The 25,229-nt window shown below is 66.8% G+C and carries 25 protein-coding genes; 17 read left to right on the plus strand and 8 right to left on the minus strand.

Translation table 11 applies throughout. The features are described from left to right. The first annotated feature begins 27 nt into the window (after positions 1-27). Genes G6N46_RS23920 through G6N46_RS23940 form a run of 5 tightly spaced genes read left to right on the plus strand, consistent with a single transcriptional unit; the run spans position 28 to position 5,607 of the window. A complete protein-coding gene (locus tag G6N46_RS23920) occupies positions 28-1,440 on the plus strand; it encodes an amino acid permease (protein WP_138250485.1) in 1,413 nt (470 codons plus the stop codon). 51 nt (positions 1,441-1,491) lie between these two features. Beyond that, positions 1,492-3,120 carry an acyl-CoA dehydrogenase family protein gene (locus G6N46_RS23925; RefSeq protein ID WP_138250484.1) on the plus strand — a complete coding sequence of 543 codons (1,629 nt, stop codon included), beginning with the start codon at positions 1,492-1,494 and terminating at the stop codon, positions 3,118-3,120. A 35-nt stretch (positions 3,121-3,155) separates the two neighbouring features. Next, positions 3,156-4,118 carry a crotonase/enoyl-CoA hydratase family protein gene (locus G6N46_RS23930; RefSeq protein WP_138250483.1) on the plus strand — a complete coding sequence of 321 codons (963 nt, stop codon included), beginning with the start codon at positions 3,156-3,158 and terminating at the stop codon, positions 4,116-4,118. 5 nt (positions 4,119-4,123) lie between these two features. Beyond that, a complete protein-coding gene (locus G6N46_RS23935) occupies positions 4,124-4,846 on the plus strand; it encodes a PaaX family transcriptional regulator C-terminal domain-containing protein (protein ID WP_138250482.1) in 723 nt (240 codons plus the stop codon). After that, positions 4,843-5,607, plus strand: a complete 765-nt coding sequence (locus G6N46_RS23940; protein WP_138250481.1) for a crotonase/enoyl-CoA hydratase family protein — start codon at positions 4,843-4,845, stop codon at positions 5,605-5,607. The genes G6N46_RS23935 and G6N46_RS23940 overlap by 4 nt, the downstream gene beginning before the upstream one ends. Positions 5,608-5,610: 3 nt before the next feature. Here G6N46_RS23940 and G6N46_RS23945 read toward each other — a convergent pair whose 3' ends face one another. Together G6N46_RS23945 and G6N46_RS23950 are read right to left on the minus strand one after the other, a co-directional pair. After that, complete coding sequence (locus G6N46_RS23945; RefSeq protein WP_138250480.1) at positions 5,611-6,039, minus strand: DUF3060 domain-containing protein; 429 nt, start codon at positions 6,037-6,039, stop codon at positions 5,611-5,613. Between the two features lie 48 nt (positions 6,040-6,087). Further along, positions 6,088-6,456, minus strand: coding sequence for a DUF3060 domain-containing protein (locus G6N46_RS23950; RefSeq protein WP_407665148.1), 369 nt, complete (start codon positions 6,454-6,456; stop codon positions 6,088-6,090). Between the two features lie 242 nt (positions 6,457-6,698). Here G6N46_RS23950 and G6N46_RS23955 point away from each other — a divergent pair, with 242 nt between their 5' ends. The 6 genes from G6N46_RS23955 to tuf all read left to right on the plus strand — a co-directional run bounded on the left by G6N46_RS23955 (position 6,699) and on the right by tuf (position 13,162). Beyond that, entirely contained in the window at positions 6,699-7,340 is a 642-nt protein-coding gene (locus G6N46_RS23955; protein WP_163692989.1) for a TetR/AcrR family transcriptional regulator, read from the plus strand. 13 nt (positions 7,341-7,353) lie between these two features. Further along, positions 7,354-8,511 carry a SecDF P1 head subdomain-containing protein gene (locus tag G6N46_RS23960; protein ID WP_138250479.1) on the plus strand — a complete coding sequence of 386 codons (1,158 nt, stop codon included), beginning with the start codon at positions 7,354-7,356 and terminating at the stop codon, positions 8,509-8,511. Positions 8,512-8,811: 300 nt separating this feature from the next. Next, positions 8,812-9,186 carry a 30S ribosomal protein S12 gene (gene rpsL / locus G6N46_RS23965; protein WP_020101371.1) on the plus strand — a complete coding sequence of 125 codons (375 nt, stop codon included), beginning with the start codon at positions 8,812-8,814 and terminating at the stop codon, positions 9,184-9,186. Continuing rightward, complete coding sequence (gene rpsG / locus G6N46_RS23970) at positions 9,186-9,656, plus strand: 30S ribosomal protein S7 (RefSeq protein WP_020101372.1); 471 nt, start codon at positions 9,186-9,188, stop codon at positions 9,654-9,656. The genes rpsL and rpsG overlap by 1 nt, the downstream gene beginning before the upstream one ends. A gap of 110 nt (positions 9,657-9,766) precedes the next feature. Beyond that, positions 9,767-11,869, plus strand: a complete 2,103-nt coding sequence (gene fusA, locus G6N46_RS23975) for an elongation factor G (RefSeq protein ID WP_133425325.1) — start codon at positions 9,767-9,769, stop codon at positions 11,867-11,869. A gap of 102 nt (positions 11,870-11,971) precedes the next feature. Continuing rightward, a complete protein-coding gene (gene tuf, locus G6N46_RS23980) occupies positions 11,972-13,162 on the plus strand; it encodes an elongation factor Tu (RefSeq protein ID WP_020101374.1) in 1,191 nt (396 codons plus the stop codon). A 102-nt stretch (positions 13,163-13,264) separates the two neighbouring features. Here tuf and G6N46_RS23985 read toward each other — a convergent pair whose 3' ends face one another. After that, entirely contained in the window at positions 13,265-14,563 is a 1,299-nt protein-coding gene (locus tag G6N46_RS23985) for a hypothetical protein (protein WP_138250478.1), read from the minus strand. A 383-nt stretch (positions 14,564-14,946) separates the two neighbouring features. Between G6N46_RS23985 and G6N46_RS23990 the strand changes: the two genes are divergently transcribed. From G6N46_RS23990 to G6N46_RS24000, 3 genes are all read left to right on the plus strand, one after another. Continuing rightward, positions 14,947-15,666: a PP2C family protein-serine/threonine phosphatase gene (locus G6N46_RS23990; protein ID WP_138250477.1), complete on the plus strand. Its 720-nt coding sequence runs from the start codon at positions 14,947-14,949 to the stop codon at positions 15,664-15,666. A 52-nt stretch (positions 15,667-15,718) separates the two neighbouring features. Further along, entirely contained in the window at positions 15,719-16,546 is an 828-nt protein-coding gene (locus G6N46_RS23995; protein ID WP_138250476.1) for an SHOCT domain-containing protein, read from the plus strand. A 92-nt stretch (positions 16,547-16,638) separates the two neighbouring features. Further along, positions 16,639-17,490 carry a mycofactocin-coupled SDR family oxidoreductase gene (locus tag G6N46_RS24000; protein WP_110783770.1) on the plus strand — a complete coding sequence of 284 codons (852 nt, stop codon included), beginning with the start codon at positions 16,639-16,641 and terminating at the stop codon, positions 17,488-17,490. A gap of 1 nt (position 17,491) precedes the next feature. On the opposite strand, the gene G6N46_RS24005 is transcribed toward G6N46_RS24000, so the two are convergent. From G6N46_RS24005 to ddaH, 3 genes are read right to left on the minus strand one after another with little or no spacing between them, the layout of a single operon-like run. Further along, entirely contained in the window at positions 17,492-18,259 is a 768-nt protein-coding gene (locus tag G6N46_RS24005; RefSeq protein ID WP_138250475.1) for a hypothetical protein, read from the minus strand. A gap of 9 nt (positions 18,260-18,268) precedes the next feature. Beyond that, positions 18,269-19,507 (minus strand): ornithine--oxo-acid transaminase, encoded by a 1,239-nt coding sequence (gene rocD / locus G6N46_RS24010; RefSeq protein ID WP_138250474.1) that lies wholly within the window; start codon positions 19,505-19,507, stop codon positions 18,269-18,271. Next, positions 19,501-20,379 carry a dimethylargininase gene (gene ddaH, locus G6N46_RS24015; protein WP_179967698.1) on the minus strand — a complete coding sequence of 293 codons (879 nt, stop codon included), beginning with the start codon at positions 20,377-20,379 and terminating at the stop codon, positions 19,501-19,503. Before ddaH ends, rocD begins: the two co-directional genes overlap by 7 nt. A 121-nt stretch (positions 20,380-20,500) precedes the next feature. On the opposite strand from ddaH, the gene G6N46_RS24020 reads away from it, so the two are divergent. From G6N46_RS24020 to G6N46_RS24030, 3 genes are all read left to right on the plus strand, one after another. Then, positions 20,501-20,962, plus strand: coding sequence for an Rv2324 family transcriptional regulator (locus G6N46_RS24020; protein ID WP_138250473.1), 462 nt, complete (start codon positions 20,501-20,503; stop codon positions 20,960-20,962). A gap of 76 nt (positions 20,963-21,038) precedes the next feature. Further along, positions 21,039-22,214 carry an NAD(P)/FAD-dependent oxidoreductase gene (locus tag G6N46_RS24025; protein WP_138250472.1) on the plus strand — a complete coding sequence of 392 codons (1,176 nt, stop codon included), beginning with the start codon at positions 21,039-21,041 and terminating at the stop codon, positions 22,212-22,214. A gap of 85 nt (positions 22,215-22,299) precedes the next feature. Continuing rightward, positions 22,300-23,379: a tellurite resistance/C4-dicarboxylate transporter family protein gene (locus tag G6N46_RS24030; RefSeq protein ID WP_138250471.1), complete on the plus strand. Its 1,080-nt coding sequence runs from the start codon at positions 22,300-22,302 to the stop codon at positions 23,377-23,379. Here G6N46_RS24030 and G6N46_RS24035 read toward each other — a convergent pair. Together G6N46_RS24035 and G6N46_RS24040 are read right to left on the minus strand one after the other, a co-directional pair. Then, positions 23,361-24,635, minus strand: a complete 1,275-nt coding sequence (locus tag G6N46_RS24035) for a VOC family protein (protein WP_138250600.1) — start codon at positions 24,633-24,635, stop codon at positions 23,361-23,363. The genes G6N46_RS24030 and G6N46_RS24035 overlap by 19 nt on opposite strands. Positions 24,636-24,637: 2 nt before the next feature. Next, on the minus strand, positions 24,638-25,195 hold the full coding sequence (locus G6N46_RS24040) for an RNA polymerase sigma factor (protein ID WP_138250599.1): 558 nt from the start codon (positions 25,193-25,195) through the stop codon (positions 24,638-24,640). Positions 25,196-25,229: the final 34 nt, after the last annotated feature.

Genomic DNA, 25,229 nt, shown 5'->3' on the forward strand with positions numbered 1-25,229 from the left:
GCACCGCAATTGTGATAGACACCTCGGGTGCGAGACGCCAACACTGAGGTAGCAGAGACACCCGACGCCGGTTACGAGCGTGGTCTGTCGGCCAGAACCGTGCAGATGATCGCGATCGGCGGGGCCATCGGTACCGGCCTGTTCTACGGGGCGGGCGGCGCCATCGAGAAGGCGGGTCCGGCGCTGATCCTGGCCTACCTGTTGGCCGGCCTCGCGGTGTTCGTCATCATGCGGGCGCTCGGTGAGCTGCTGGTGTACCGCCCGGTCTCGGGCAGCATCTCGGAGTACGCCGAGGAGTTCATGGGCCGGTTCGCCGGGTTCGCGAACGGCTGGACGTACTGGGCGGTGTGGGCCACGACGTGCATGGCCGAGATCACCGTGGCCGGCAAGTACGTGCAGTACTGGCCGTGGGGGCATGACATCCCGCAGTGGGTGACGGCGCTCGTCGTCCTGCTGGTGTTGTTCGTGGCGAACCTGATCTCGGTGAAGATCTTCGGCGAGGCCGAGTTCTGGTTCTCGATGATCAAGGTGACCGCGATCATTGGCATGATCATCATCGGCATCGGGGTGCTGCTGCCGATCGCCGGTTTCGGCCCGGCTACCGGCCCCAGCGTGAGCAACCTGTGGAACGACGGCGGCTTCTTCCCGACGGGCTTCAGCTCGGCGTTGCTGAGCCTGCAGATCGTGGTGTTCGCCTACGTCGGTGTCGAGCTCGTTGGTGTCACCGCGGGCGAGGCCGAGAACCCGAAGGTGACGCTGCGCAAGGCCATCAACACGCTGCCCTTCCGCATCGGCCTGTTCTACGTCGGCGCGCTGCTCGTGATCCTGTCGGTGCAGGGCTGGCGGAACTACCACGCCGGCCACAGCCCATTCGTCGCGGTGTTCCAGTACCTGAATATCCCCGCCGCCGCGGGCATCGTGAATTTCATCCTGCTGACGGCGGCGCTGTCGTCATGCAACTCGGGTATCTATTCGACGGGCCGCATGGTGCGCAGCCTCGCCCAGCGCGGTGACGCGCCCGCCGGTCTGCAGGCGCTGAGCAGCCGGCACGTGCCGATGCTCGCCATCTGCTTCTCGGCCCTCACCATGGGTGTCGGCGTCCTGGTGAACTACCTGTCACCGGACAAGGCGTTCGCCTACATCACGTCGGTGTCGACCATCGGCATCATCTTCGTGTGGGGCTCGATCCTGGTGTCGCACTTCATCTATCGCCGTCGGGTGGCCGCCGGTGTGTTGCCGGCGTCGGACTACCGGCTGCCGGGGGCGCCGTACACGACGTTCCTCGCGCTCGGGTTCCTGGCGCTCGTCGTCGTGCTGCTGTTCTTCACCGACGACGGCCGGACCGCGATCCTGGTGGGTGCCATCTGGTTCGTCATCGTGACGCTGGGGTACTTCGTGCACCGCGGCGATCGCGCCACCGAGGTCGTGGTGCGCCACTAGGAGATATATACAGTTCTTGTGCGACTGTCGGGAAAATGTAATAGTGGGGACATGGCTGATACGCATGTCGTCACCAATCAGGTTCCGCCGCTCGAGAACTACAACCCCGCCACCTTCCCGGCACTCGCCGAGGCCCTCATCCGCGAAGGCGGCGAGTGGGGCGTCGACGAGGTCCACGAGGTCGGTGCGCTCGGCGGCAGCCGGGTCGCGCAGCGCTGGGGTGAGCTGGCGGACCGCAACGTCCCGATCCTGCACACGCACGATCGCTACGGGCACCGCGTCGACGAGGTCGAGTACGACCCGGCCTACCACCAGCTGATGAACGCCGCCGTGACGCACGGCCTGCACGGCGCACCCTGGGCCGACGACCGTCCCGGCGCCCACGTCGTCCGCGCCGCGAAGATGTCGGCCTGGACGCCCGAGCCCGGTCACGTCTGCCCGATCTCGATGACCTACGCCGTCGTCCCGGCGCTGCGGTTCAATCCCGAACTCTCCAAGATCTATGAACCGCTGCTGACCAGCCGGGTGTACGACCCCGAGCTGAAAGTGCCTGCCACCAAGGCGGGTATCACCGCGGGCATGTCGATGACCGAGAAACAGGGCGGCTCCGACGTGCGCGCCGGCACCACGCAGGCCACCCCCAACGGCGACGGCACCTACTCGCTGCGCGGTCACAAGTGGTTCACCTCCGCACCGATGGGCGACATGTTCCTGGTGCTGGCGCAGGCGCCCGGCGGCCTGTCCTGCTTCTTCCTGCCCCGCGTCCTGCCCGACGGCACCCGCAACCGGATGTTCATCCAGCGGCTCAAGGACAAGCTCGGCAACCACGCCAACGCCTCGAGTGAGATCGAGTACGACGGTGCGACGGTGTGGCTCGTGGGCGAGGAGGGCCGCGGCGTGCCGACCATCATCGAGATGGTCAACCTCACCCGCCTCGACTGCACGCTCGGCAGCGCCACCAGCATGCGCACCGGCCTGACGCAGGCCGTGCACCACGCGCAGCACCGCAAGGCGTTCGGTGCCTACCTGATCGACCAGCCGCTGATGCGCAACGTGCTCGCCGACATGGCCGTCGAGGCCGAGGCCGCCACGATCCTGGCGATGCGCATGGCCGGTGCCACCGACCGCGCGGTGCGGGGTGACGAACGCGAAAGCCTGTTCCGCCGAATCGGTCTGGCCGCGGCCAAGTACTGGGTGTGCAAGCGCGCGACGCCGCACGCCGCGGAGGCCATGGAGTGCTTCGGCGGCAACGGCTATGCCGAGGAATCCGGCATGCCGCGCCTCTACCGCGAGGCGCCGCTGATGGGCATCTGGGAAGGCTCGGGCAACGTCAGCGCCCTGGACACCCTGCGCGCCATGGCCACCAAGCCCGAGTGCATCGAGGTGCTGTTCGACGAGTTGGCGCAGCCGCAGGCACAGGACGCCCGCCTGGACGCCCACGTCAACGCGCTCAAGGCGCAGCTCACCGATCCGCAGACCCTCGAATACCGCGGACGCAAAGTGGCCGAGGACATTTCGCTGGCGCTGCAGGGCGCGCTGCTGGTGCGCCACGGGCACCCCGCGGTGGCCGAGGCGTTCCTCGTCAGCCGCCTCGACCGCCAGTGGGGCGGCGCGTTCGGCACCCTGCCGACCGGCCTCGACCTCGCACCCATCATCGAACGCGCCCTGGTCAAGGGCTGATTTCAACTGCCGAGAAGACATAAAACTGTCGCGGAATGCCTGTTTTCGACAGTTTTACGTCTTGTCGCGGGAAGGCTGAGCTGGTGGATTTCGACAATCTGAAGACCATGACCTACGAGGTCGCCGACCGGGTCGCCCGGATCACGTTCAACCGTCCGGAGAAGGGCAACTCGATCGTCGCGGACACACCGCTGGAACTCGCCGCGTGCGTCGAACGCGCTGATCTCGACCCGAACGTGCACGTGATCCTGGTGTCCGGCCGCGGCGAAGGCTTCTGTGCGGGTTTCGATCTGAGCGCCTACGCCGACGGCACCGGGGCCGCCGGCGGCTCCGAGCACCAGGGCACCGTGCTCGACGGCCACACGCAGGCCGTCAACCATCTGCCGAACCAGCCCTGGGATCCGATGATCGACTACCAGATGATGAGCCGGTTCGTCCGTGGCTTCTCCAGCCTGATGCACTGCGACAAACCGACCGTCGTGAAAATCCACGGTTACTGCGTGGCCGGCGGTACCGACATCGCGCTGCACGCCGACCAGGTGATCGCGGCCTCCGACGCCAAGATCGGCTACCCCCCGATGCGGGTGTGGGGCGTGCCGGCGGGCGGGTTGTGGGCGCATCGCCTGGGTGACCAGCGCGCGAAACGTCTGCTGTTCACGGGGGATTGCATCACCGGGGCGCAGGCCGCCGAATGGGGTCTGGCGGTCGAGGCCCCGGAGCCCGAGGACCTCGACGAGCGCACCGAGCGGCTCGTCGCGCGCATTGCGGCGATGCCGGTGAACCAGCTGATCATGGCGAAGCTGGCGTGCAATACCTCGCTGCTGCAGCAGGGCGTCGCGACCAGCCGGATGGTCAGCACGGTGTTCGACGGCATCGCCCGGCACACGCCCGAGGGACATGCCTTCGTCGCCGACGCCGTCGAGCACGGGTTCCGGCAGGCGGTGCGGCACCGCGACGAGCCCTTCGGTGATGCGGGCCGGGTGGCCTCCGGGGTCTGACGGCCATGCCTGAGCTGAAGCGGATGACCGCCCGGTCGGTGGTGCTCAGCGTGCTGCTGGGTGCCCACCCGGCGTGGGCGTCCGCGGCCGAGTTGGTCCGGCTCACGTCGGATTTCGACATCAAGGAGCAGACGCTGCGGGTGGCGCTGACGCGCATGGTCAGCGCCGGCGACTTGGTGCGATCGGCCGACGGCTATCGGCTCGCCGACCGGCTGCTGGCGCGGCAACGACGGCAGGACGCCGCCATCGACCCGAAGACCCGGCCCTGGCACGGCGAGTGGACGACGGTTGTCATCACCACCGTCGGCGCCGATGCCCGCACCCGGGCGGACCTGCGAAACGACCTGCTGCAGAACAGGTTCGGTGAGCTCCGTGAGGGCCTGTGGCTGCGGCCGGCCAATCTGGCCGGCGAGCTCCCGGCGGAGGTCACGGCCAACGCCCGGATACTGACCAGCCGGGACGACGATCCGGCGGGCCTGGCCGGCGTGCTGTGGGACCTGCCTGACTGGAGCGGTACCGCGCGGCAACTGCTCGATGAGATCGCCTCGGCCGGTGACGTGCCCGGCCGGTTCGTGGCGGCGGCCGCCATCGTCCGGCACCTGTTGTCCGACCCCGTACTCCCTGCCGAACTGCTCCCCGGTGACTGGCCCGGCGAGCAGCTCCGGCAGGCCTACGCAGACTTCGCCGCCGAATTGATCGGCCGGCGCGACGAGATGGAGGCACCATGACCGAACCTGTGCGCGTCGAGAAGAACGGGCCGGTGACGACGGTCATCATCGACCGGCCCGGTGCCCGCAACGCCGTCAACGGGCCGACGGCAGCCGCGCTCCACCAGGCGTTCGACGAGTTCGACCGCGACGACTCCGCCGCCGTGGCGGTGTTGTGGGGCGACCACGGAACGTTCTGTGCCGGAGCGGATCTCAAGGCGTTCGGCACCCCGGAGATGAACCAGACGCACCGGACGGGACCGGGGCCGATGGGCCCGAGCCGGATGATGCTCTCCAAGCCGGTGATCGCCGCGGTCAGCGGCTACGCCGTCGCGGGCGGACTGGAGCTGGCGGTGTGGTGCGACCTGCGTGTCGTCGAGGAGGACGCGACGCTCGGCGTGTTCTGCCGGCGCTGGGGCGTCCCCCTCATCGACGGTGGCACGGTCCGGTTGCCGCGGCTGATCGGACACAGCCGGGCCATGGACCTGATCCTGACGGGCCGCGCCGTCGACGCCGCGGAGGCGCTGCAGATCGGTCTGGCCAACCGGGTCGTCCCGCACGGGCAGGCCCGTGAGAAGGCCGAAGAGCTGGCCCACGAACTCGCGGCGTTGCCGCAGTTGTGTCTGCGCGCCGACCGGATGTCGGCGCTGCGGCAGTGGGGCGAATCGGAGGAATCCGCAATGGAATTCGAGTTCGCCAGCCTGGCGCAGGTGGCCGAGGAGTCGCTCGCGGGGGCGCAGCGGTTCGCCGGGGGAGCGGGCCGGCACGGCGCGAAGGCGTGAGGGCTAACCCTTGGTGACGGTATTGCCGGTGCCGGTGTTGTTGACCTTCGGCGACCCGTCCTTGTAGGTGACGGTGGCGTGCATGCCGACGACGTCGAGCTCCTGGTCGACCTTGTCGAATGTCACCTTGTTGTCGGTGCCGCCGATGTTCGCCTTGGAGCAGGTGCCCTTGACGGTCAGCGTGTTGTTGGCACCGCCGACGGTCAGCGATTTGCCGGTGCCGCAATCGATTTCCCGGGTGGTGCCGACGGCGCTGTAGTTGATGGTGTTGCCCACCTCGACCTGCGCGGTCGTCGGCACCGCGGAAGTCCCGGTGGTGCCTGACGCAGTCGAACTGCCGCCCGAACTGCTGTCCTGCGATCCGCAGCCGGTCAGCACCACAGCGGCAGCGGCGACGACGCCCGCCGCCATCGCGATTCGGTTGGGGTTCATGCGGTGTCCCTCCCTGTCGGCGTTAGCGGCACCCGATACGGAACCCGGTCAGGGGATCTTGTTCAGCCGGTTGCCCAACCCGAGTTGGTGACCGACGTCGATGAGTGCCGGATCCCCATTGTGGAATATGACGGTCTGATTGAAGCCGTAGGCGGTGACGTCATTGATGATCGTGTCGGCGATGACGGTGTTGGACGAGCCCTGGACGGTGACGGCCCAGCAGGTGCCGAACGCAGTGATGTTGTTGCCGCTGCCGTTGACGAACAGGGTGCCGCCGTGGCAGTCGAGGGTCTGGGTGACGCCGGTGCCGACGATGTGGGTGTCGTCGTTGACCGCGGCGGCATGGGGCGCGCCGACAGCGAGCGGGACCGTCAGCAGGCCGGCAACCAATGCGGTTCCCCATGCTTTGCGAATCACGATGGTCCCCTTCGTTCTGGGTCTGGCATGACGTGCACCGTGGTGCGGTATCTGGGAGCCTACGTTGCGAGGTAGGTGCTGCGGAGTGGGTTCGTCCGTTCTGTGGGACTTGTCATGAGACGCGGTTACAAGATTCGCCCAAATGGCGACGTATCCGCAGCGTCTAGAGGTTAGAGTCATTAGTTAACTGGCTGCGCCGCGGCCGGTGTAAACCAAAGATAGAACACCGGAGGATCGGGCAGATGGCACCTCGGCCAGAGTCGCAAGCCGTTGGGGATGCCCGACCGGCTGTGCCGGTGCGGTCGCGGGCGACGGCACGCGCCACCAAGCTCAGCCGGGACTCTATCGTCAGCGCCGCGCTGACCTTCCTCGATCGCGAGGGCTGGGACGCGCTGACCATCAACGCACTGGCCAACCAGCTCGGTACCAAGGGCCCTTCGCTGTACAACCACGTGCAGAGCCTCGATGACCTGCGGCGCACCGTCCGGATGCGCGTCATCGACGACATCATCGGCATGCTCAACACCGTCGGCGAGGGCCGCAGCCGCGATGACGCGGTGATGGCCATGGCCAGTGCCTATCGCAGCTACGCCCATCACCATCCGGGCCGGTACTCGGCATTCACCCGGATGCCGTTGGGCGGCGACGACCCCGAGTACACCGCGGCGACGCACGCGGCGGCCGGGCCGGTGATCGCGGTCCTGGCGTCGTATGGCCTCGACGGTGAGAACGCCTTCTACGCGGCACTGGAGTTCTGGTCGGCGCTGCACGGTTTCGTGTTGCTCGAGATGACGGGCGTGATGGACGGCGTCGACACCGACGCGGTGTTCACCGACATGGTGGTACGGCTGGCGCGAGGGATGAACGAGCGCGACTCGGCGTGAGCGGGGGAGTGTGATGTCTGACGACCACAGCGGCTGGCAGCCGCCCCAGTCCCCGCAGCTGCCCCAGTCACCGCCGGGTTTCCTTCCGCCGGGAATGCCACCGGGTACGCCACCCGTGTGGCTGCCGCCGCCCGTGACCGCGCCGTCCGGCGTGCCCCGGTGGCTGGTCGCGCTGGTGCTGGCGGTGCTGATCCTGAGCTACGGCGCGATCGTCCTGGCCACCACAGACATCTGGCAGAAAGGTAAGCCGGGCCACGCCGTCCAGGCCTCGCTGTCGGTCGAGCAGCCGCCGGGCACGACGGCGACCCCCGACGCCCTTGACCGGACACGCAAGGCCCTGGCGGAGCGGCTCCGCCACATCGGCGGCCACAAGGTCACCGTCGGGCTCGACGGGAACGTGCTGAAGGTCAGCGCCACCAACGTGACCGAGGCTCAGCTGCGCAGCGTCACCGTCATCGGTCAACTCCAGATCCGGCCGGTCATCCACGCGATTGCGTCGCAGTTCAAAGGCACGCCCAGCACTCAGGCCCCCACGCGCGCGCCCGACGCCCAGCGCATCGCCGACGAAAAAGCACTGCGACAGAGCGCGCGGCCCCAGATCCAGCTGCTGGCTCTGCAATTCCAGGCCACCCGCTGCGGCCAGGGGGACGTGCTCGCCGACAACGACGACCCGAACCTGCCGTTGGTGACCTGCTCGGCAGACGGCAAGTCGGTGTACCTACTGGACAAGTCGATCATCGGCGGCGACGAGGTCAAGGCCGCGTCTGCCCGCTGGTCCGACAAGGCGGGCGGCTTCGTCGTCTTAATCACCTTCGATGACAAGGCCGCCGGTACCTGGTCGACCTTCACCGCGGCCAACATCGGCGCACGAACCGCTTTCACCATCGACACCCAGGTGGTCAGCGCACCCGAGCTGCGGGAAGCGATGACGACGGGCCGCACCCAGATACACGCCGATTTCACCGGTGATACGGCGCGGGCGTTCGCCGCGGTCGCGGCCGGCGGGCCGCTTCCGCTGCCGGTATCTGTGGGTTCGGTACAGATCAGTGAGATTCCCGCGCCGTTGTGGACCGTCCCTCGCATCGCGGTTCTCGGGGGCGGTGTCGTGGTGATCATCGCGATCGTGCTCGGAGTGGTTCTGATGACCCGATGGGGACCGCGCCACCGATAAGGTGTTGATCACGCTCCTGGCCGCACCGCCCTGACCTGCGGTTTGAGTCCTCTGTGCGGGTTTGGATCGTGGCGGTCCGTACTGGTATCGTGGTGGTTCGTGCCTGGCCGACTGGGCGCTTGCATTCATTGTGTTTGTAGGCAAGCCTGCACGCCGGGCCAATTCGCATGTCCGTGGTGCACTGGAAGGTTCTGTGCCCGGCCTCGTGCGACACGCCCGGACGCGGGGTATGCGATCGGACGAAAACCGCAGTACAGAGACTTAAAACCGCAGTACGAACGCAACAGAGAAAGCCGATAGATGCCAACCATCAACCAGCTGGTCCGCAAGGGTCGCCACGACAAGACCGCCAAGGTCAAGACCGCGGCGCTCAAGGGCAGCCCGCAGCGTCGTGGTGTGTGCACCCGCGTGTACACCACCACCCCCAAGAAGCCGAACTCGGCGCTGCGCAAGGTCGCCCGTGTGAAGCTGACGAGCCAGGTTGAGGTCACGGCCTACATCCCGGGTGAAGGCCACAACCTGCAGGAGCACTCGATGGTGCTCGTGCGCGGCGGTCGTGTGAAGGACCTCCCCGGTGTGCGTTACAAGATCATCCGCGGCTCGCTGGACACCCAGGGTGTCAAGAACCGCAAGCAGGCACGCAGCCGTTACGGCGCCAAGAAGGAGAAGAGCTAATGCCACGCAAGGGCCCCGCGCCGAAGCGGCCGCTGGTCAACGACCCGGTCTACGGTTCGCAGCTGGTCACCCAGCTCGTCAACAAGGTGCTGCTGGACGGCAAGAAGTCGCTGGCCGAGCGCATCGTCTACGGCGCCCTTGAGCAGGCTCGTGAGAAGACCGGCACCGACCCCGTCGTGACGCTGAAGCGCGCCATGGACAACGTGAAGCCGTCCCTCGAGGTCCGCAGCCGCCGTGTCGGTGGCGCGACCTACCAGGTGCCGGTCGAGGTTCGTCCGGACCGCTCGACCACGCTGGCGCTGCGCTGGCTGGTCAGCTTCTCGAAGGCTCGCCGCGAGAAGACCATGGTCGAGCGCCTGGCCAACGAAATCCTGGATGCCAGCAACGGCCTGGGTGCCGCCGTCAAGCGACGCGAGGACACCCACAAGATGGCCGAGGCGAACCGGGCCTTCGCGCACTACCGCTGGTGACTCAATCGCCGGCCGCCAATGTCGGCGGCCGGCGCATCTGATTCACAACTGACCGCCCTCCCGGGCGATGCGGATTTACTTAAAGCAACTGAAAGAGTGGGAATCTAGCCGTGGCACAGGACGTGCTGACCGACCTGAACAAGGTCCGCAACATCGGCATCATGGCGCACATCGACGCCGGCAAGACGACGACGACCGAGCGCATCCTCTTCTACACCGGTATCTCGTACAAGATCGGTGAGGTCCATGACGGCGCGGCCACCATGGACTGGATGGAGCAGGAGCAGGAGCGTGGTATCACCATCACCTCCGCTGCCACCACCTGCTTCTGGAACGACAACCAGATCAACATCATCGACACCCCGGGCCACGTCGACTTCACCGTCGAGGTGGAGCGTTCGCTGCGCGTGCTCGACGGTGCCGTTGCCGTCTTCGACGGCAAGGAAGGCGTGGAGCCGCAGTCCGAGCAGGTGTGGCGCCAGGCCGACAAGTACGACGTGCCGCGCATCTGTTTCGTCAACAAGATGGACAAGCTGGGCGCCGACTTCTACTTCTCGGTCCAGACCATGAAGGACCGCCTGGGCGCGAACGTCATCCCGATCCAGCTGCCGATCGGCTCCGAAGGTGACTTCGAGGGCGTCGTCGACCTGGTCGAGATGAAGGCCAAGGTGTGGCGCGGCGAGACCAAGCTCGGCGAGAAGTACGACGTCGTCGACATCCCGGCCGACCTGCAGGAGAAGGCCGAGGAGTACCGCCTCGCGATGATCGAGGCCGTCGCCGAGACCGACGAGGCGCTGCTGGAGAAGTACCTGGGCGGCGAAGAGCTGACGATCGACGAGATCAAGGGCGGCCTGCGCAAGCTGACCGTCACCAGCCAGGCCTACCCGGTCCTGTGCGGTTCCGCGTTCAAGAACAAGGGTGTGCAGCCCATGCTCGACGCGGTCATCGACTACCTCCCGACCCCGCTGGACGTCGCGGCCGCCGAAGGCCACGTCCCGGGCAAGGAAGACGAGATCATCTCGCGCAAGCCGTCGGCCGACGAGCCGTTCTCGGGCCTGGCGTTCAAGGTCGCCACGCACCCGTTCTTCGGCAAGCTGACCTACGTCCGCGTCTACTCGGGCAAGGTCGACTCCGGTGCCCAGGTCATCAACTCGACCAAGGGCAAGAAGGAGCGTCTGGGCAAGCTGTTCCAGATGCACTCCAACAAGGAGAACCCGGTCGAGTCGGCCGCTGCCGGCCACATCTACGCGGTCATCGGCCTCAAGGACACCACCACCGGTGACACCCTGTGCGACCCGAGCAACCAGATCGTCCTGGAGTCCATGACCTTCCCGGACCCGGTTATCGAGGTGGCCATCGAGCCCAAGACCAAGAGCGACCAGGAGAAGCTGGGTACGGCGATCCAGAAGCTCGCCGAAGAGGACCCGACCTTCAAGGTGCACCTGGACCAGGAGACCGGCCAGACCGTCATCGGCGGTATGGGCGAGCTCCACCTGGACATCCTGGTCGACCGCATGCGTCGCGAGTTCAAGGTCGAGGCCAACGTCGGTAAGCCGCAGGTCGCGTACCGCGAGACCATCCGCAAGGCCGTGCAGAACGTGGAGTTCACCCACAAGAAGCAGACCGGTGGTTCGGGTCAGTTCGCGAAGGTCATCATCAACGTCGAGCCCTTCATCGGCGAAGACGGTGCGACCTACGAATTCGAGAACAAGGTCACCGGTGGCCGCATCCCGCGTGAGTACATCCCGTCGGTGGACGCCGGTGCGCAGGACGCCATGCAGTACGGCATCCTGGCCGGCTACCCGCTGGTCAACCTCAAGGTGACGCTGCTCGACGGCGCCTACCACGACGTCGACTCGTCGGAAATGGCCTTCAAGGTCGCCGGTTCGCAGGCACTGAAGAAGGCTGCGTCTGCGGCGCAGCCGGTCATCCTGGAACCGATCATGGCCGTCGAGGTCACCACGCCCGAGGACTACATGGGCGACGTGATCGGCGACCTGAACTCCCGCCGTGGCCAGATCCAGGCCATGGAGGAGCGCAGTGGTGCTCGTGTCGTCAAGGCACAGGTTCCGCTGTCCGAAATGTTCGGCTACGTCGGCGACCTCCGGTCGAAGACCCAGGGCCGGGCGAACTACTCCATGGTGTTCGACTCGTACGCCGAAGTTCCGGCGAACGTGTCGAAGGAGATCATCGCCAAGGCGACGGGCCAGTAGTCTCTGACCCGTTGTCCCTGGCGGACCACATAACTGAACACTGTTTTACTGCTTTACACACCTGCTTAACCAAAGCACCAACAAGTCCAGGAGGACACAGAAGTGGCGAAGGCGAAGTTCGAGCGGACGAAGCCGCACGTCAACATCGGGACCATCGGTCACGTTGACCACGGCAAGACCACGCTGACTGCAGCAATCACCAAGGTTCTGCACGACAAGTACCCCGATTTGAACGAATCGCGCGCATTCGACCAGATCGACAACGCGCCCGAGGAGCGTCAGCGCGGTATCACCATCAACATCTCGCATGTTGAGTACCAGACCGACAAGCGCCACTACGCCCACGTGGACGCCCCCGGTCACGCTGACTACATCAAGAACATGATCACCGGTGCCGCCCAGATGGACGGCGCAATCCTCGTGGTCGCCGCCACCGACGGCCCGATGCCGCAGACCCGCGAGCACGTGCTGCTCGCCCGCCAGGTCGGCGTGCCCTACATCCTCGTCGCGCTGAACAAGTCCGACATGGTTGAGGACGAGGAGCTCCTGGAGCTCGTCGAGATGGAGGTCCGCGAACTGCTGGCCGCTCAGGACTTCGACGAGGACGCCCCCGTGGTCCGCGTCTCGGCGCTGAAGGCGCTCGAGGGCGACGCCACCTGGGTGAAGTCGGTCGAGGAGCTCATGGAGGCCGTCGACGAGTCCATCCCGGACCCGGTTCGCGAGACCGACAAGCCGTTCCTGATGCCCGTTGAGGACGTCTTCACCATCACCGGTCGTGGCACCGTGGTGACCGGTCGTGTCGAGCGTGGCGTGATCAACGTCAACGAAGAGGTCGAGATCGTCGGCATCCGCCCGACCACGACCAAGACCACCGTCACCGGTGTCGAGATGTTCCGCAAGCTGCTCGACCAGGGCCAGGCCGGCGACAACGTCGGTCTGCTGGTTCGTGGTATCAAGCGCGAAGAGGTCGAGCGTGGCCAGGTCGTCGTGAAGCCCGGCACCACCACCCCGCACACCGAGTTCGAGGGCAGCGTCTACATCCTGTCCAAGGACGAGGGCGGCCGCCACACGCCGTTCTTCAACAACTACCGCCCGCAGTTCTACTTCCGTACCACGGACGTGACCGGCGTGGTCACCCTGCCCGAGGGCACCGAGATGGTCATGCCCGGTGACAACACCGACATCTCCGTCGTGCTGATCCAGCCGGTCGCCATGGACGAGGGTCTGCGTTTCGCCATCCGTGAGGGCGGTCGTACCGTCGGCGCGGGTCGCGTTACCAAGATCATCAAGTGATCTAGCTTTTCCAAGCAAACCCCCCAATTCCCAAAGGAATTGGGGGGTTTTGCTATTCGCGTGTGGATCGTTGCCGGCCGTTTGGCCGACTTAGGGGCGGCGTCAGTACCACGGTCCCGAATACTGTCCGTTCGGAGCACGGACAAGCGACAGCGATGCTTCATCGTCGTCACGGCAAATGAACTTCCGCTCTCGGAAGCATTCGACGACGTCGGAACTGGCGTCGCCGCTGGCGACGAGCACCCAGTCGCGGTCGATCTGCTCGGTCGGTCGAACCTTCCAGCCTGACGAGACTTTCTGGCCCGTCGTCAGATCAATGACCGGGCTGTCGGATTCATTCTTGATGTAGAGGTAGCGTCCGGCCAGATACACATTTTCGGGCTTCAGTCCCGCGACATCGTTGTCGTAGCGTTTGAAGATCAGCTCACCCTGGTCTTTGTCCCAGACTTCGATGAAGGGCTGACCAAGGCCGTTGTTCCAGGCGAGCCGCAGGTTCTGCCAGATGGTCGTATTTCCGGTAGCGACAGGACCTTTCAGTTGCCGCGTCTGGGTGTCGAAGAACTGGGCTACCCGCGGATACCGTTGATTGTCATCGACGACGTAGCCGTGGTTGGTGATCTCGTCGTGGTCGATGTCGCCGATGTAGTCCCACATCTGGCTACCGTCCTTGGTGCTGTAAACGACGTAGCGGTTCGTGCCGTTTGCGAGGCCCGCCGCTTTGAACGTGTGGTCGATGGCGGCGACGCTGTCGAAGTTCGAGTAGAGGTCGCAGCAGTTCGGCGGACCGCTGACCGACCATGTCGGTTGCAAGGTCACTGGATCGAATCCGTGCAGTGTCTTGGTGTTTCCGGCGATGAAGCCGTACGGAGTCGGCAGGATGTCCTTGATGGCGTCATTGAACTCCGGCGGCAGAGTCACCGTGGCGGTTGGAGTTGCAGATCCAAATGGATCGAACGACGAGATGAGGGTGTCGGTGTGTTCGGGAGTCAACCCCGATGAAGGGGTGGAAACGCTGTAAACGTAGAACACCTTGATGTTGTTCTCGTCACCGCCCACAGTGCATCCGCCGGAGACCAGTTCGGTCCCGGGGGGTGGCACGGGCTTCGGCAGCGGCACGTTCATGCCGGTCTTCGGATTGAAAACCTCACCGTCGCGGAACGCATCGAGGCGTCTTCCGCTGTTCTGATAGCTCGGCCCGTAGACGTTGTCTTCGCAGCCGCTGTACACAGTCCCCGGGCCAAGTCGCTTGTCGCCCTTCGGTAATGACGCTTTCGTCACCGCCGGAGGCGGGGCGGAACTGGCTGTTGTGGACGCTGTCGAGCCGGTGGCGCTCGCTGTCGGCGCGGTCGTGCTCCCGGTCCGATTCAACGAATTGCAACTCGACAACAGCAGCGCGGTCATGAATACGAGCGCAGCGGTACGGGGTGTCCGGGTTGAACGGGACGACATTCGTTTTCGCCTCTCCATCAGCGTGGGAACGTCGGGAATTGGAACATATCTCCTACGATCTGCGATGTCCTTCGTTCGGCCGACATATGGGTGGCGCGCTGTCTGAGAACCGTCGAACGAAGCCGTCAGTGGCCTGTGGACAAGGCAGGATTGACGGCGAGATGGCGTCGGATGAGCGCCGCACGCCGCTGCCGACGACCGTGGAAGGAAGAGCCCGCCGCGAGGATGGCCGTGCATGATGTGCGACCGTCAAACGGCAGGCGGAGCCTCGGTATCCCCGGCAAGATGGCAGGATCGTTCGCGATGGAGGGGAACGCGATGAGGGGTGGCCTGTCGTGCGGGTGAACGTGCGGGCATTCACCGACACCGGATTACGGCGCAAGCGCAACGAAGATGCCGTGATGGTCGGCGGCTGGGTCAGCCAGACGCACAACGGTGTCCTGGTGGAGATGCGGATGCAGCCGGGGTCCCCGTTCGTCTGTGCGGTGTGCGACGGCATGGGCGGGCACGTCGGCGGCGACGTCGCGAGCCGGACGGCGCTGAGCATGATCGCGACGATGTCGCCGGGCTGGACCGGTGGCGACGACATCGCGTCGTCGCTGTCGTATGTCAGCGACTGGCTGTACGACATGGGCCGCGACACCGAGCTGGCCGGGATGGGTACCACCATCGCCGGGGTCTGCCTGACGGCCGACGAGGTGATCGTCTTCAATGTCGGGGACAGCCGGGTGTATTCGGTGGCGGGCGAGACGCTGACCCAGGTTTCGGTCGACGACGCCGTCCTCGACGCCTCGGGCCGGCCCACCAACATCATCACGCAGTCGTTGGGACAGGGTGTGCCCATCGCGGCCCACCTGACCGCGACGCCGCTGCAGCCCGGTAGCTACCTGATGTGTTCTGACGGTGTGCACGGTCAGATGGAGCATCACGATCTGCAGGCGGCCACCGCGTGCAATGACCGCGGCGACGGTTCGGCCATCATCATCGGCACGGCCCGGGCCAACGGCGCCGCCGACAATTTCTCGTTCGTCCTGTTGGACGTCCTCGGCGACTGAGCCGCACTAGAGTCCCTCGCAGCGGTTCAGCTGATCAAGGAGTGTGGCTGACATGTTGGTGCGTTATCTCAAGGCTCAGGCCATGGTGCTGTTGTGTGGCGGGTTGGTGGGTCCGATCTTCCTGGCGGTGTACTTCTTCTCCGGCCAGGACGAATTGCTGAAGTGGATGTTCTGGGCGGGCCTGCTGGTCACGGCCGTCGATGTGCTGGTCGCGTTGGGCCTGGCGGGCTTCGGTCAGATGCGATCGGCGGAGCTCGAGCAACTCGAGGCCGGCGGCGTGCTGGCGCTGGCGGAGGTGACCGGCATCGGCGAGACCGGCACCCGCGTCAACGACCAGCCCCTGGTGAAACTGAATCTGCAGATCTCGGGGCCGGGTCTGGCGCCGTTCCAGGCACAGGACAAGGTGCTGGCCTCGGTGAGCCGGCTGCCGATGATCACGGCCCGCAAGCTCGTCGCACTGGTCGATCCGGCGACCAACAAGTTCCACATCGACTGGCAGCGAAGCGCTTTGGTGTCGGGCATGATGCCGGTCCGGCTCACGTCGGAGCAGGACGGCCGGACGTATGACCTGACGGGCCGCTCGGGTCCGATCATGGCGATCCTGCAGATCCTCAAGGCCAACGGGGTGTCGCTCGAGGGCATGGCGGACCTGCGGTCGAATCCGGCTGTGCGGCAACAGGTCATGGACGTGGTCCGGCGGGCGACGGCCGCCGAGCGGGAGCCGGCCGCAGCGCCCGCCGCAGCGGCGCCCGTCGTGCCGCCGGCACCGGCGCCGTCGACCGCACAGCGGCTGCAGGAGATCGAGACACTGCGCGCCATGGGCACCATCAGCGAGGCCGAGTACACCGCGAAGCGCGCTCAGATCATCGCCGAGCTGTAGCCATCCCGGTCTCCGGACATTGTTAGAACACGTTTCAGTTTTGCTGCTAGCCTGGCTAAGAACTAGCGCGAACTGTGATGGAAGGACTGGCAATGGCGGCAGGCGGAGCACTCGAAGGCAAAGTGGCGTTTGTTACCGGGGCTGCCCGGGGCCAGGGTCGCGCGCACGCGATCCGGTTCGCGCGCGAAGGCGCCGACGTCGTGGCCATCGACATCTGTGGTCCCGTCTCGGACACCATCACCTACCCCATGCCGACATCGGAGGATCTCGCCGAGACCGCACGCCTGGTCGAGGCCGAGGGCCGCAAGGTGCTCGCCCGCGAGGTCGACATCCGTGATCTCGCCGCCCAGAAGCAGGTCGTCGCCGACGCTGTCGAGCAGTTCGGCCGTCTGGACATCCTGGTGGCCAACGCGGGCGTGCTGAGCTGGGGACGGCTTTTCGAGATCGACGAAGACCAGTGGGACAGCGTCGTCAACGTCAACCTGTCCGGCACCTGGCGCACCATCCGGGCCGTCGTCCCGGCGATGATCGAGGCCGGTAACGGGGGATCGATCATCATCGTCAGCTCGTCGGCCGGGCTGAAGGCGACGCCGGGCAATGGCCACTACGCGGCTTCCAAGTTCGGCCTCGTCGGTCTGACCAATGCGCTGGCACTCGAGGTGGGCGAGTTCGGGATCCGGGTCAACTCGATCCACCCCTACTCGATCATGACGCCGATGATCGAACCCGAGGCCATGGGTGCGATCTTCTCCAAGTACCCGACCTACCTGCACAGCTTCGCGCCGATGCCGTACAAGCCCGTCGCGCATGACGGCAAGGCCGGTCTGCAGGAATTCATGACGCCCGAAGAGGTGACCGACGTGGTGACCTGGCTGGCCGGGCCGGGCTCGGGGACCATCTCCGGTTCGCAGATCGCCGTCGACCGCGGCGTCATGAAGTACTGACCTACGCGGACACCTGCCCGACCAGCACGTCGGCGAATTCTGTTGCGCCCGTTAAGATTTTGATTGCGGGGCGACCGCAGCCGGGTTTGGTCGCGCTTCGCGGTGCGGATTTGCCGTCGAGGTCGACCGAGACGTCGCCGGCCTTGGTGATCGTCACATCGATTGCGTGCCAGTCGTTGTCGGGCGCTGCCGGGATCGGGACCGCATCCGCGTCGGCCGGGCTGTTGATGGCGGTGAGTCCGATGGCGTAGCCGCCGGTCGTGCCGCGGACCCGGCCGGTGAATCGCAGCGAGCACGCCGGGTCGCCGGGCTGGATCAGTCCCGTCCATGCGGTCGGCGGGGTGCCGTGCGGGTCGAGGCGTACCGTCCGGCCGTTGTCGGTGAACGTGGCGTCGATACCCCCGACGCGGTTCCAGGTGTTGAAGTCCGTCGGCTCCGGCGGGTGCGTGGGCACGATGGTCAGGCCGTTGAACGTCGTCGGCGTCACGGTCGACGGCGCCGCGGTGTCGCGTAGGGACTTCGTGGCGACCACCGTGCCGCCTGCCACCAGCGTGACCACGGCGAGCACCGCACCGCCGATGATCCACCATTTCCGGGCGCCGGACCGGCGCGGCGGTCCCGGATCTGTTGGCGCGTAACCGTATTGGTCGTCCACCCACAACGCCCATCCCGGCGGTGGCGGTGGCCAGGACGGATCCGGGTGCCAGTCGGGCCCGGGCCGCCAGCCGGGCGGGAACGGCGGCCAGTTGGGTGGCGGATTGAAGCGCATCCTATGGGTCTACCACCGCGCGCCTGGCGGCCCGGCCAGCACCTCGGCGAATCGGTCCATCGCCCAATCGATTTCGGTCGGGGTGATGACCAGCGGCGGGGCGAACCGCAGGGTCGGGCCGTGGGTGTCCTTGGTCAGGACACCGCGTTCGGCCAGTCGCAGGCTGGCCTCGCGGCCGGTGCCGACGGCCGGATCGAGGTCGACGCCCGCCCACAGGCCCAGCCCGCGCACGGCCGTCACGCCGTGTGCGATCATCGCGGTCAGGCGGGTGTGCAGGTGCCGGCCGAGTTCGGTTGACCTGGACTGGAATTCGCCACGCTGCAGCATGCCGACCACCGTGGTGCCGATGGCCGCGGCCAGTGGATTGCCGCCGAACGTCGATCCGTGCTCGCCGGGGTGCAGCACGCCGAGCACATCGGCGTCGGCCACGACCGCGGACAGCGGCACGATGCCGCCACCCAGCGCCTTGCCCAGCACGTAGATGTCCGGCACCACGCCCCAGTGGTCGCAGGCGAACGTGCGCCCGGTACGGGCCAGGCCGGACTGGATTTCGTCGGCGATGAACAGCACCTGGCGCTCGGTGCACAGCGCGCGTACCCGGGGCAGATAGTCGTCGGGTGGCACGATGATTCCGGCCTCGCCCTGGATCGGCTCGATCAGCACCGCGGCGGTGTCGTCGTCGACGGCGGCCGCGAGTGCGTCGGCGTCCCCGAACGGCACCGACCGGAAACCCGGGGTGTACGGGCCGAAACCGTGCCGCGCCGTGTCGTCGTCGGAGAAGCTGATGATCGTCGTCGTGCGGCCGTGGAAGTTGCCCTGCGCCACGACGATGTTGGGTGCCGTCACCCCTTTGACGTCCCGGCTCCATTTGCGCGCGACCTTGATGGCGCTCTCGACGGCCTCGGCGCCGCTGTTCATGGGCAGCACCAGATCCTTGCCGCACAACTGCGCGAGCGCGGCGCAGAACGGGCCCAGCCGGTCGGAGTGGAAGGCGCGGCTGACCAGCGTCACGGCGTCCAGTTGGGCGTGCGCGGTCGCCAGGATTTCGGGGTTGCGGTGGCCGAAGTTGACCGCCGAATACGCGGCCAGGCAATCCAGGTAGCTGCGCCCCTCCGGATCGGTGATCCAGACGCCGTCGGCGGATGCCGCGACGACCGGCAGCGGGGCGTAGTTGTGCGCGGCATAGCGGTCGTCGAGGGCGATCAGCTGAGCCGTGCTCTGCGGTGTTCCCGCAACGGCTTTCAGCATGACGTCGAGTGCACCTCCAGGGTGCAGCACTTCACCGACCCGCCGCCCTTGAGCAACTCGGACAGATCGACACCGACGGGACGGAAACCGGCATCGGCGAGCTGCGCGGCGAAGCCGGTGGCCGCGGCCGGATGTACGACGTTCAATCCGTCGGACACCGCGTTGAGGCCGAGTACGTGGGCATCGGCATCGGAAACCTCGATGGCGCCCGGAAACATCTTGCGCAGCAACGCCACCGACGTGGCGCCGAAGGCCGGGGGATAGAACGCGATGGTTTCGTCATCGAGGACAGCCAGCGCGGTGTCGAGGTGGTAGAAGCGGGGGTTGACCAGCTGCAGGCTCACCAACGGCAGCCCGGACAGCTTGGCGACCTCGTCGTGCGACTGGCGGTCGGTGCGGAATCCGTAGCCGGCCAGGATTTGTGAACCGATGATCAGCAGGTCGCCCTGGCCCTCATTGGTGTGCTCGGTGTACAGCGGGCAGTAGCCGTGGTCCATCATCCAGCCGGCGTAGGCCACCGACTCTCCGGTCCGCTGCGGGTAGGTGAAGCGGGCGATGATGGCCACCTTCTCGAACCCGTCGTCGAGCACCAGCCCGCCGTTGGCGGCGTACACCATGTCGGGCAGCCCAGGAACCGGTTCGACCAGTTCGACGGTGTGCCCGAGGCTCCGGTACGTGCGGACCAGTTGCTCCCACTGCCGCACCGCCAGCGCCGTGTCCACGGGGGTCGAGGTGTCCATCCATGGGTTGATCGCATATTCGACGGCGAAATGCGTCGGCCGGGTCATCACATAGTGCCGGGGGCGGGCCACCCGGTCTGGTCGCCAACCTGGATTCGGTGTCGCCATCTTGACGACATCAGTAATCGTCATAATTCGATGGTAGAAGCACTCTTGCGTGCAAGCAATCGATGCTTGTTGCGCGTATGTAACAGATCTATTGTTTGATAACCCGCGATTCGACAATCTATTGCGTGAGGGAGGTGTGCGGCCGGTGGAAAGCGTCGACGAGACCGACGAGCGCATCCTCGCCGAATTGGCGGACAACGCGCGCGCCACGTTCGCCGAGATCGGTGAGCGGGTCGGCCTGTCGGCGCCCGCGGTCAAGCGGCGGGTCGACCGGCTTCTCGCCACCGGCGTCATCCGCGGTTTCACCACCGTCGTCGACCGGAACGTGATCGGTTGGGGGACAGAGGCATACGTTCAGGTGTACTGCCACGGCACCATCACGCCGGCGCAGCTGCGCGAGGCCTGGGAGGGCATCCCCGAGGTCGTCTCGGCCGCCACCGTCACCGGGACGTCCGACGCGATCCTGCATCTGATGACGCGCGACATGCGGCATCTGGAGGCGGTACTGGAGCGCATCCGGGGCAGCGCGGCGATCGAACGCAGCGAGAGCATCGTGGTGCTGTCGAACATCGTCGAGCGCAGGGTCGGGGGCCGGGGCCAGGCCTGAATCCCGGCCGGCATGCTGAGCAGGCAAGCACAGGGTGGCCTACCTCGCACCGGCCGCATCGTGTAAGAAAGCCGACGTGACTACAAACGGAGGCATCGTCATTGTCGGTGGCGGTCTGGCCGCTGCACGTACGGCTGAGCAGCTGCGCAAAGCCGAGTACGCCGGGCCGATCACGCTGATCAGCGACGAGGTCCATCTGCCGTACGACCGGCCGCCACTGTCCAAGGACGTGCTGCGCGCCGAGGTCGACGACACGACGCTCAAGCCCGCCGAGTTCTACGCCGAGAACAACATCACGCTGCTGCTGGGTTCGGGTGCGGTCAAATTGGACACCGAGGCGCAGACGGTGACGTTGGCCAACGGCGAGGTCGTCGCGTACGAGGAACTGGTCATCGCCACCGGCCTGGTGCCCCGCACCATCCCGTCGCTGCCGGACCTCGAGGGCATCCGGGTGCTGCGCACCTACGACGAGTCGCTGGCGCTACGTGAACACGCCGGGTCGGCCAAGCGCGCCGTGGTGATCGGCGCCGGGTTCATCGGCTGCGAGGTGGCCGCCAGCCTGCGCAAGATGGGTGTCGACGTGACGATCGTCGAGCCGCAGCCCACGCCGCTGGCGTCGGTGCTCGGCACCGAGATCGGTGAGTTGGTCGCACGGCTGCACCGCGCCGAGGGCGTCGACGTGCGCTGCGGCGTCGGGGTCACCGGCGTGAGCGGTACCGGCCACGTCGAGAAGGTCCAACTGGCCGACGGCTCTGAGCTGGACGCCGACGTCGTCGTCGTCGGCATCGGTTCGCGCCCCTCCACCGACTGGCTCGACGGCAGCGGCATCGCCGTCGACAACGGCGTCGTGTGCGACGCCGCCGGCCGCACCAGCGCGCCGAACGTGTGGGCCATCGGTGACGTCGCCTCCTGGCGTGACGTGGCGGGACATCAAGTGCGGGTGGAACATTGGAGCAACGTGGCCGAGCAGGCGCGGGTCATCGTGCCGGCGATGCTGGGCCAGGATGCCACCGCCGCGGTTGTCGTGCCCTACTTCTGGAGCGACCAGTACGACGTCAAGATCCAGTGCCTGGGTGAGCCCAAGGCCGGCGACACCGTGCACATCATCGAGGACGACGGCCGCAAGTTCCTGGCGTTCTACGAGCGCGACGGCGCCGTCAGCGGCGTGGTCGGCGGCGGCATGCCGGGAAAGGTGATGAAGAACCGGGCCAAGGTCGCCGCCGCAGTGCCGATCGCCGACGTCCTGGGCTAGCTCCCTTGCGATTTGTGCACGAAAATCCGCGCCCCACGCGGAAAATCGTGCACAAATCCCTGAGTCGGCGTGCTTGGCTGTCGAGATGACTTCTGAGGTCCGGGCCGCGGGCCTGCGCGCGGCGGTGCGCACGCTCGAACCGGGCTACTTCGCGGTGGTCATGGCGACGGGCATCGTGTCGACGGCGGCGTGCCTGCTGAAGTTGCACACGGTGTCGGCGGTGCTGCTGTGGATCGCCGGAATCGTCTACGCCGTGTTGGTGGTCGGCAATGTCGCACGAATCATCTTGTTCGGTAGAGATTTTCGGGATGGCCTGGCCGATCCCGAACGCAGCTTCACGCTGTTCACGTTCGTCGCAGGCACCGATGTCCTGGCGGCCCGGTTGTTGCTCGATGGTCATGTCGCACCGGCGGTTTGGCTGTCGGTCGTCGGGGGTCTGTCCTGGCTGGTACTGGGCTACCTGATTCCGTGGACGGCGGTGCTCGGGCAGCCGGGGCAGCCGGCCCTGTCCCGTGTGAACGGTACGTGGTTTCTCGCGGTGGTCGCGGCCCAGTCGGTGGCGGTCATGGCGGCTGGACTGCAGCCGTTGCTCGGCGAGACCAACCGGCCACTGGCGCTGCTCGCGGTGCTCTGCTGGTCGGTCGGTGTTTTTCTGTACGCGGCCGCGGGCATCCTGGTCGCGCTCCGCATGCTCATGTATCCGGTGACCGCGCAAGAACTCACCCCGCCGTACTGGATTGCCATGGGTGCCACCGCGATCACGGTGTTCGCCGCCGCCCGCATAGTGCAGGTGGCCGACACTCCGGTGGTCGTGTCCACGCGGGGTCTGATCGCCGGGGTGGCCGTGCTGTTCTTCGCGTTCGGTACGTGGCTGATCCCGGTGCTGATCGCGGCCGGCTTCTGGCGGCACGTCATCCGCCGGGTGCCGCTGCGGTACAGCACGGCGCTCTGGAGCATGGTGTTCCCGCTGGGGATGTATGCGGTGGCCGGGCACTACCTCGGTTTGGCTGACGGATTGCCCGCCCTGACCGACATCGGCGACCTCGCGGGCTGGGCGGCGCTGGCTGCGTGGACGCTGACGTTCCTCGCGATGTGCGGCTCGGTGGGCGCGAAAGCCCGCGTCGCGCGCGGGCTTTCGCGCACCGGTCAGAACGCGCCGAGGTAGAACCGGGCGCCCTGGTCGTCGGCGCAGTGCGCCATCATCCCGTACGGCTGTCGGGACGGCGCTTCGATCACCGAACCGCCGGCTTCGAGAACTCGCGCGACGGCAGCGTCGATGTCCGTCACCGTCCACATCGGGACGGCGACGGAGTGTTCCGCGCCGCCGGCGGCGCCGGCCATCGGGTGGCAGTTCTGCACGCCCCATCCGTCGTCGATGCGGCCTGGTTCGAACGTCCAGCCCAGTACTGCACCGTAGAAGTTCCGGAACGCGGCCGACTCGGTCACGTAGTACGTCATGTACGAAAGTTCGCCCGGCCCAGCCCCGTTCAGCTCGGGGCGGGGAATGTCCGGTGTCGGCTGGAACACCGCGAAATCGGTACCCAGGGCATCGGTGGCGTCCAGGGTCGGCCCCCATTCGTGGTCCTCCGGCGTGCCCACCTGACCGCCCGCGGCCAGGATCGCCTGCCGCGCGGCGTCGAGGTCGCGCACCGCGTAGCAGCAGAACACCGTCTGCGGGCCGGCGGTCTCGAAGATGCCGGTGTGCAGCCGGTTGCCTGTCACCTTGTGCGTGCCCGGATCGTATGTCCAGCCGAGCACGTGGCCATAGAAGGCGGCCGCCCGTTCGGCGTCCGGCGTCTGCACCGAGATGTAACCGATGTCGCCGTGCTGGATGGGCGTCAGGGCGCCGGGGACCGGGCCGGTGAGCATCCAGCGGTGGCCGAACGGGTCGATCACCACCGCGGTCCGCGAACCGTGGGCGTCGTACGGTTCCCGCTGCACCTGCGCGCCATGTTGCCGGGCTTGCGCGAGTGCGGCGTCGGTGTCCGGCACACTCAGCATCAGGCTCACTGAAACCGACTGGGGTGCCGGTGCTTTCAGACCGATTTCGGGGAACTCGTCGGCCAGGTACAGCACGCCACCGGCCAGCGTCAGCTCGGCGTGCCCGATGCGCCCGTCGTCCATGACGATCGGTTCCCCGACGACGACCGCGCCCAGCGCGTCGACGTACCAGTCGATGGCGGTCCGCGCGTCGGCCACGGCGAGATAGGGCAGGGCCGCGGGCCGGGGCACCTCGACCGCGGGGGTGGCGGGGGTGTTCAGTTCGGCGATGGCAGTGTCGGTGCCACTCATGACAACTCCTTTCGGCAGGGTGACGGCGGCTTCCAGGCGCGCGCGCAGTCGGGCCGCGAAGGCCGGGTCCGGCTGCACGGGGTGTTCACCGCCGGCCAGGACCGTCAGCGGGTCGTGACTGTTGTGCATGGTCATGACGCACCTCCGTCCCGGTATTCGGTGTCCTGGTATTCGCTCCTGAATGCCCGCTTGGCCCGCACCAGCAGGGCCTCGGTGGCGTGCACGGTGCGTCCGATCAACTCGGCGCATTCGGGCACGGGGCGGTCATCCAGATATCGCAACGTCAGCACCATGCGGTGCTGTTCGGGTAACCGGGCCAGCGCGGCCTCGGCGACGATGCGGTCCAGCTCGGTGTCCCAGTCGTCGAAAGGCTCTGCCGGCTCGGGTGTTTCGGGTACGGGGACGGTGAAGCGGTCGTGCCTGCGGCGGTAGTGGTCGGCCAGTTTGTGCCGGGCCACGCCGATCAACCAGGGCACCGAGATCGCCGGTGGCGAATCCCGGCGGGCAGCGTCCATCGCCGCCAGAAACGTCTCCGACGTCAGGTCTTCCGCGGTGCCCCGATCACCGCAGCGCCGCACGAAGTAGCCGTAGACGACGGGCAGTGCCGAGTCGTACAGCGCCAGCAGCGTCTGCGGAGCATCACCGTCTGATTCGCCCCTCACACCCTTATCGTCGCGCCGGCCGCGCATTTTCCGACGCCCCAACCGCAACTTCTTGGGATTT

Origin of the sequence: Mycolicibacterium phocaicum, assembly GCF_010731115.1 — a bacterium.
In the GTDB taxonomy this organism is placed as follows: domain Bacteria; phylum Actinomycetota; class Actinomycetes; order Mycobacteriales; family Mycobacteriaceae; genus Mycobacterium; species Mycobacterium phocaicum.

Excerpts from the sequence above, each read along its gene's own strand:
- G6N46_RS23925 (WP_138250484.1), top strand. The coding sequence starts at position 1,492 with ATGGCTGATACGCATGTCGTCACCAATCAGGTTCCGCCGCTCGAGAAC.
- G6N46_RS23930 (WP_138250483.1), top strand. The coding sequence starts at position 3,156 with ATGCCTGTTTTCGACAGTTTTACGTCTTGTCGCGGGAAGGCTGAGCTG.
- G6N46_RS23935 (WP_138250482.1), top strand. The coding sequence starts at position 4,124 with ATGCCTGAGCTGAAGCGGATGACCGCCCGGTCGGTGGTGCTCAGCGTG.
- G6N46_RS23940 (WP_138250481.1), top strand. The coding sequence starts at position 4,843 with ATGACCGAACCTGTGCGCGTCGAGAAGAACGGGCCGGTGACGACGGTC.
- G6N46_RS23945 (WP_138250480.1), bottom strand. The coding sequence starts at position 6,039 with ATGAACCCCAACCGAATCGCGATGGCGGCGGGCGTCGTCGCCGCTGCC.
- G6N46_RS23955 (WP_163692989.1), top strand. The coding sequence starts at position 6,699 with ATGGCACCTCGGCCAGAGTCGCAAGCCGTTGGGGATGCCCGACCGGCT.
- G6N46_RS23960 (WP_138250479.1), top strand. The coding sequence starts at position 7,354 with ATGTCTGACGACCACAGCGGCTGGCAGCCGCCCCAGTCCCCGCAGCTG.
- rpsL (WP_020101371.1), top strand. The coding sequence starts at position 8,812 with ATGCCAACCATCAACCAGCTGGTCCGCAAGGGTCGCCACGACAAGACC.
- rpsG (WP_020101372.1), top strand. The coding sequence starts at position 9,186 with ATGCCACGCAAGGGCCCCGCGCCGAAGCGGCCGCTGGTCAACGACCCG.
- G6N46_RS23985 (WP_138250478.1), bottom strand. The coding sequence starts at position 14,563 with ATGACCGCGCTGCTGTTGTCGAGTTGCAATTCGTTGAATCGGACCGGG.
- G6N46_RS23995 (WP_138250476.1), top strand. The coding sequence starts at position 15,719 with ATGTTGGTGCGTTATCTCAAGGCTCAGGCCATGGTGCTGTTGTGTGGC.
- G6N46_RS24000 (WP_110783770.1), top strand. The coding sequence starts at position 16,639 with ATGGCGGCAGGCGGAGCACTCGAAGGCAAAGTGGCGTTTGTTACCGGG.
- G6N46_RS24005 (WP_138250475.1), bottom strand. The coding sequence starts at position 18,259 with ATGCGCTTCAATCCGCCACCCAACTGGCCGCCGTTCCCGCCCGGCTGG.
- rocD (WP_138250474.1), bottom strand. The coding sequence starts at position 19,507 with ATGCTGAAAGCCGTTGCGGGAACACCGCAGAGCACGGCTCAGCTGATC.
- ddaH (WP_179967698.1), bottom strand. The coding sequence starts at position 20,379 with ATGACGATTACTGATGTCGTCAAGATGGCGACACCGAATCCAGGTTGG.
- G6N46_RS24030 (WP_138250471.1), top strand. The coding sequence starts at position 22,300 with ATGACTTCTGAGGTCCGGGCCGCGGGCCTGCGCGCGGCGGTGCGCACG.
- G6N46_RS24035 (WP_138250600.1), bottom strand. The coding sequence starts at position 24,635 with ATGCACAACAGTCACGACCCGCTGACGGTCCTGGCCGGCGGTGAACAC.
- G6N46_RS24040 (WP_138250599.1), bottom strand. The coding sequence starts at position 25,195 with ATGCGCGGCCGGCGCGACGATAAGGGTGTGAGGGGCGAATCAGACGGT.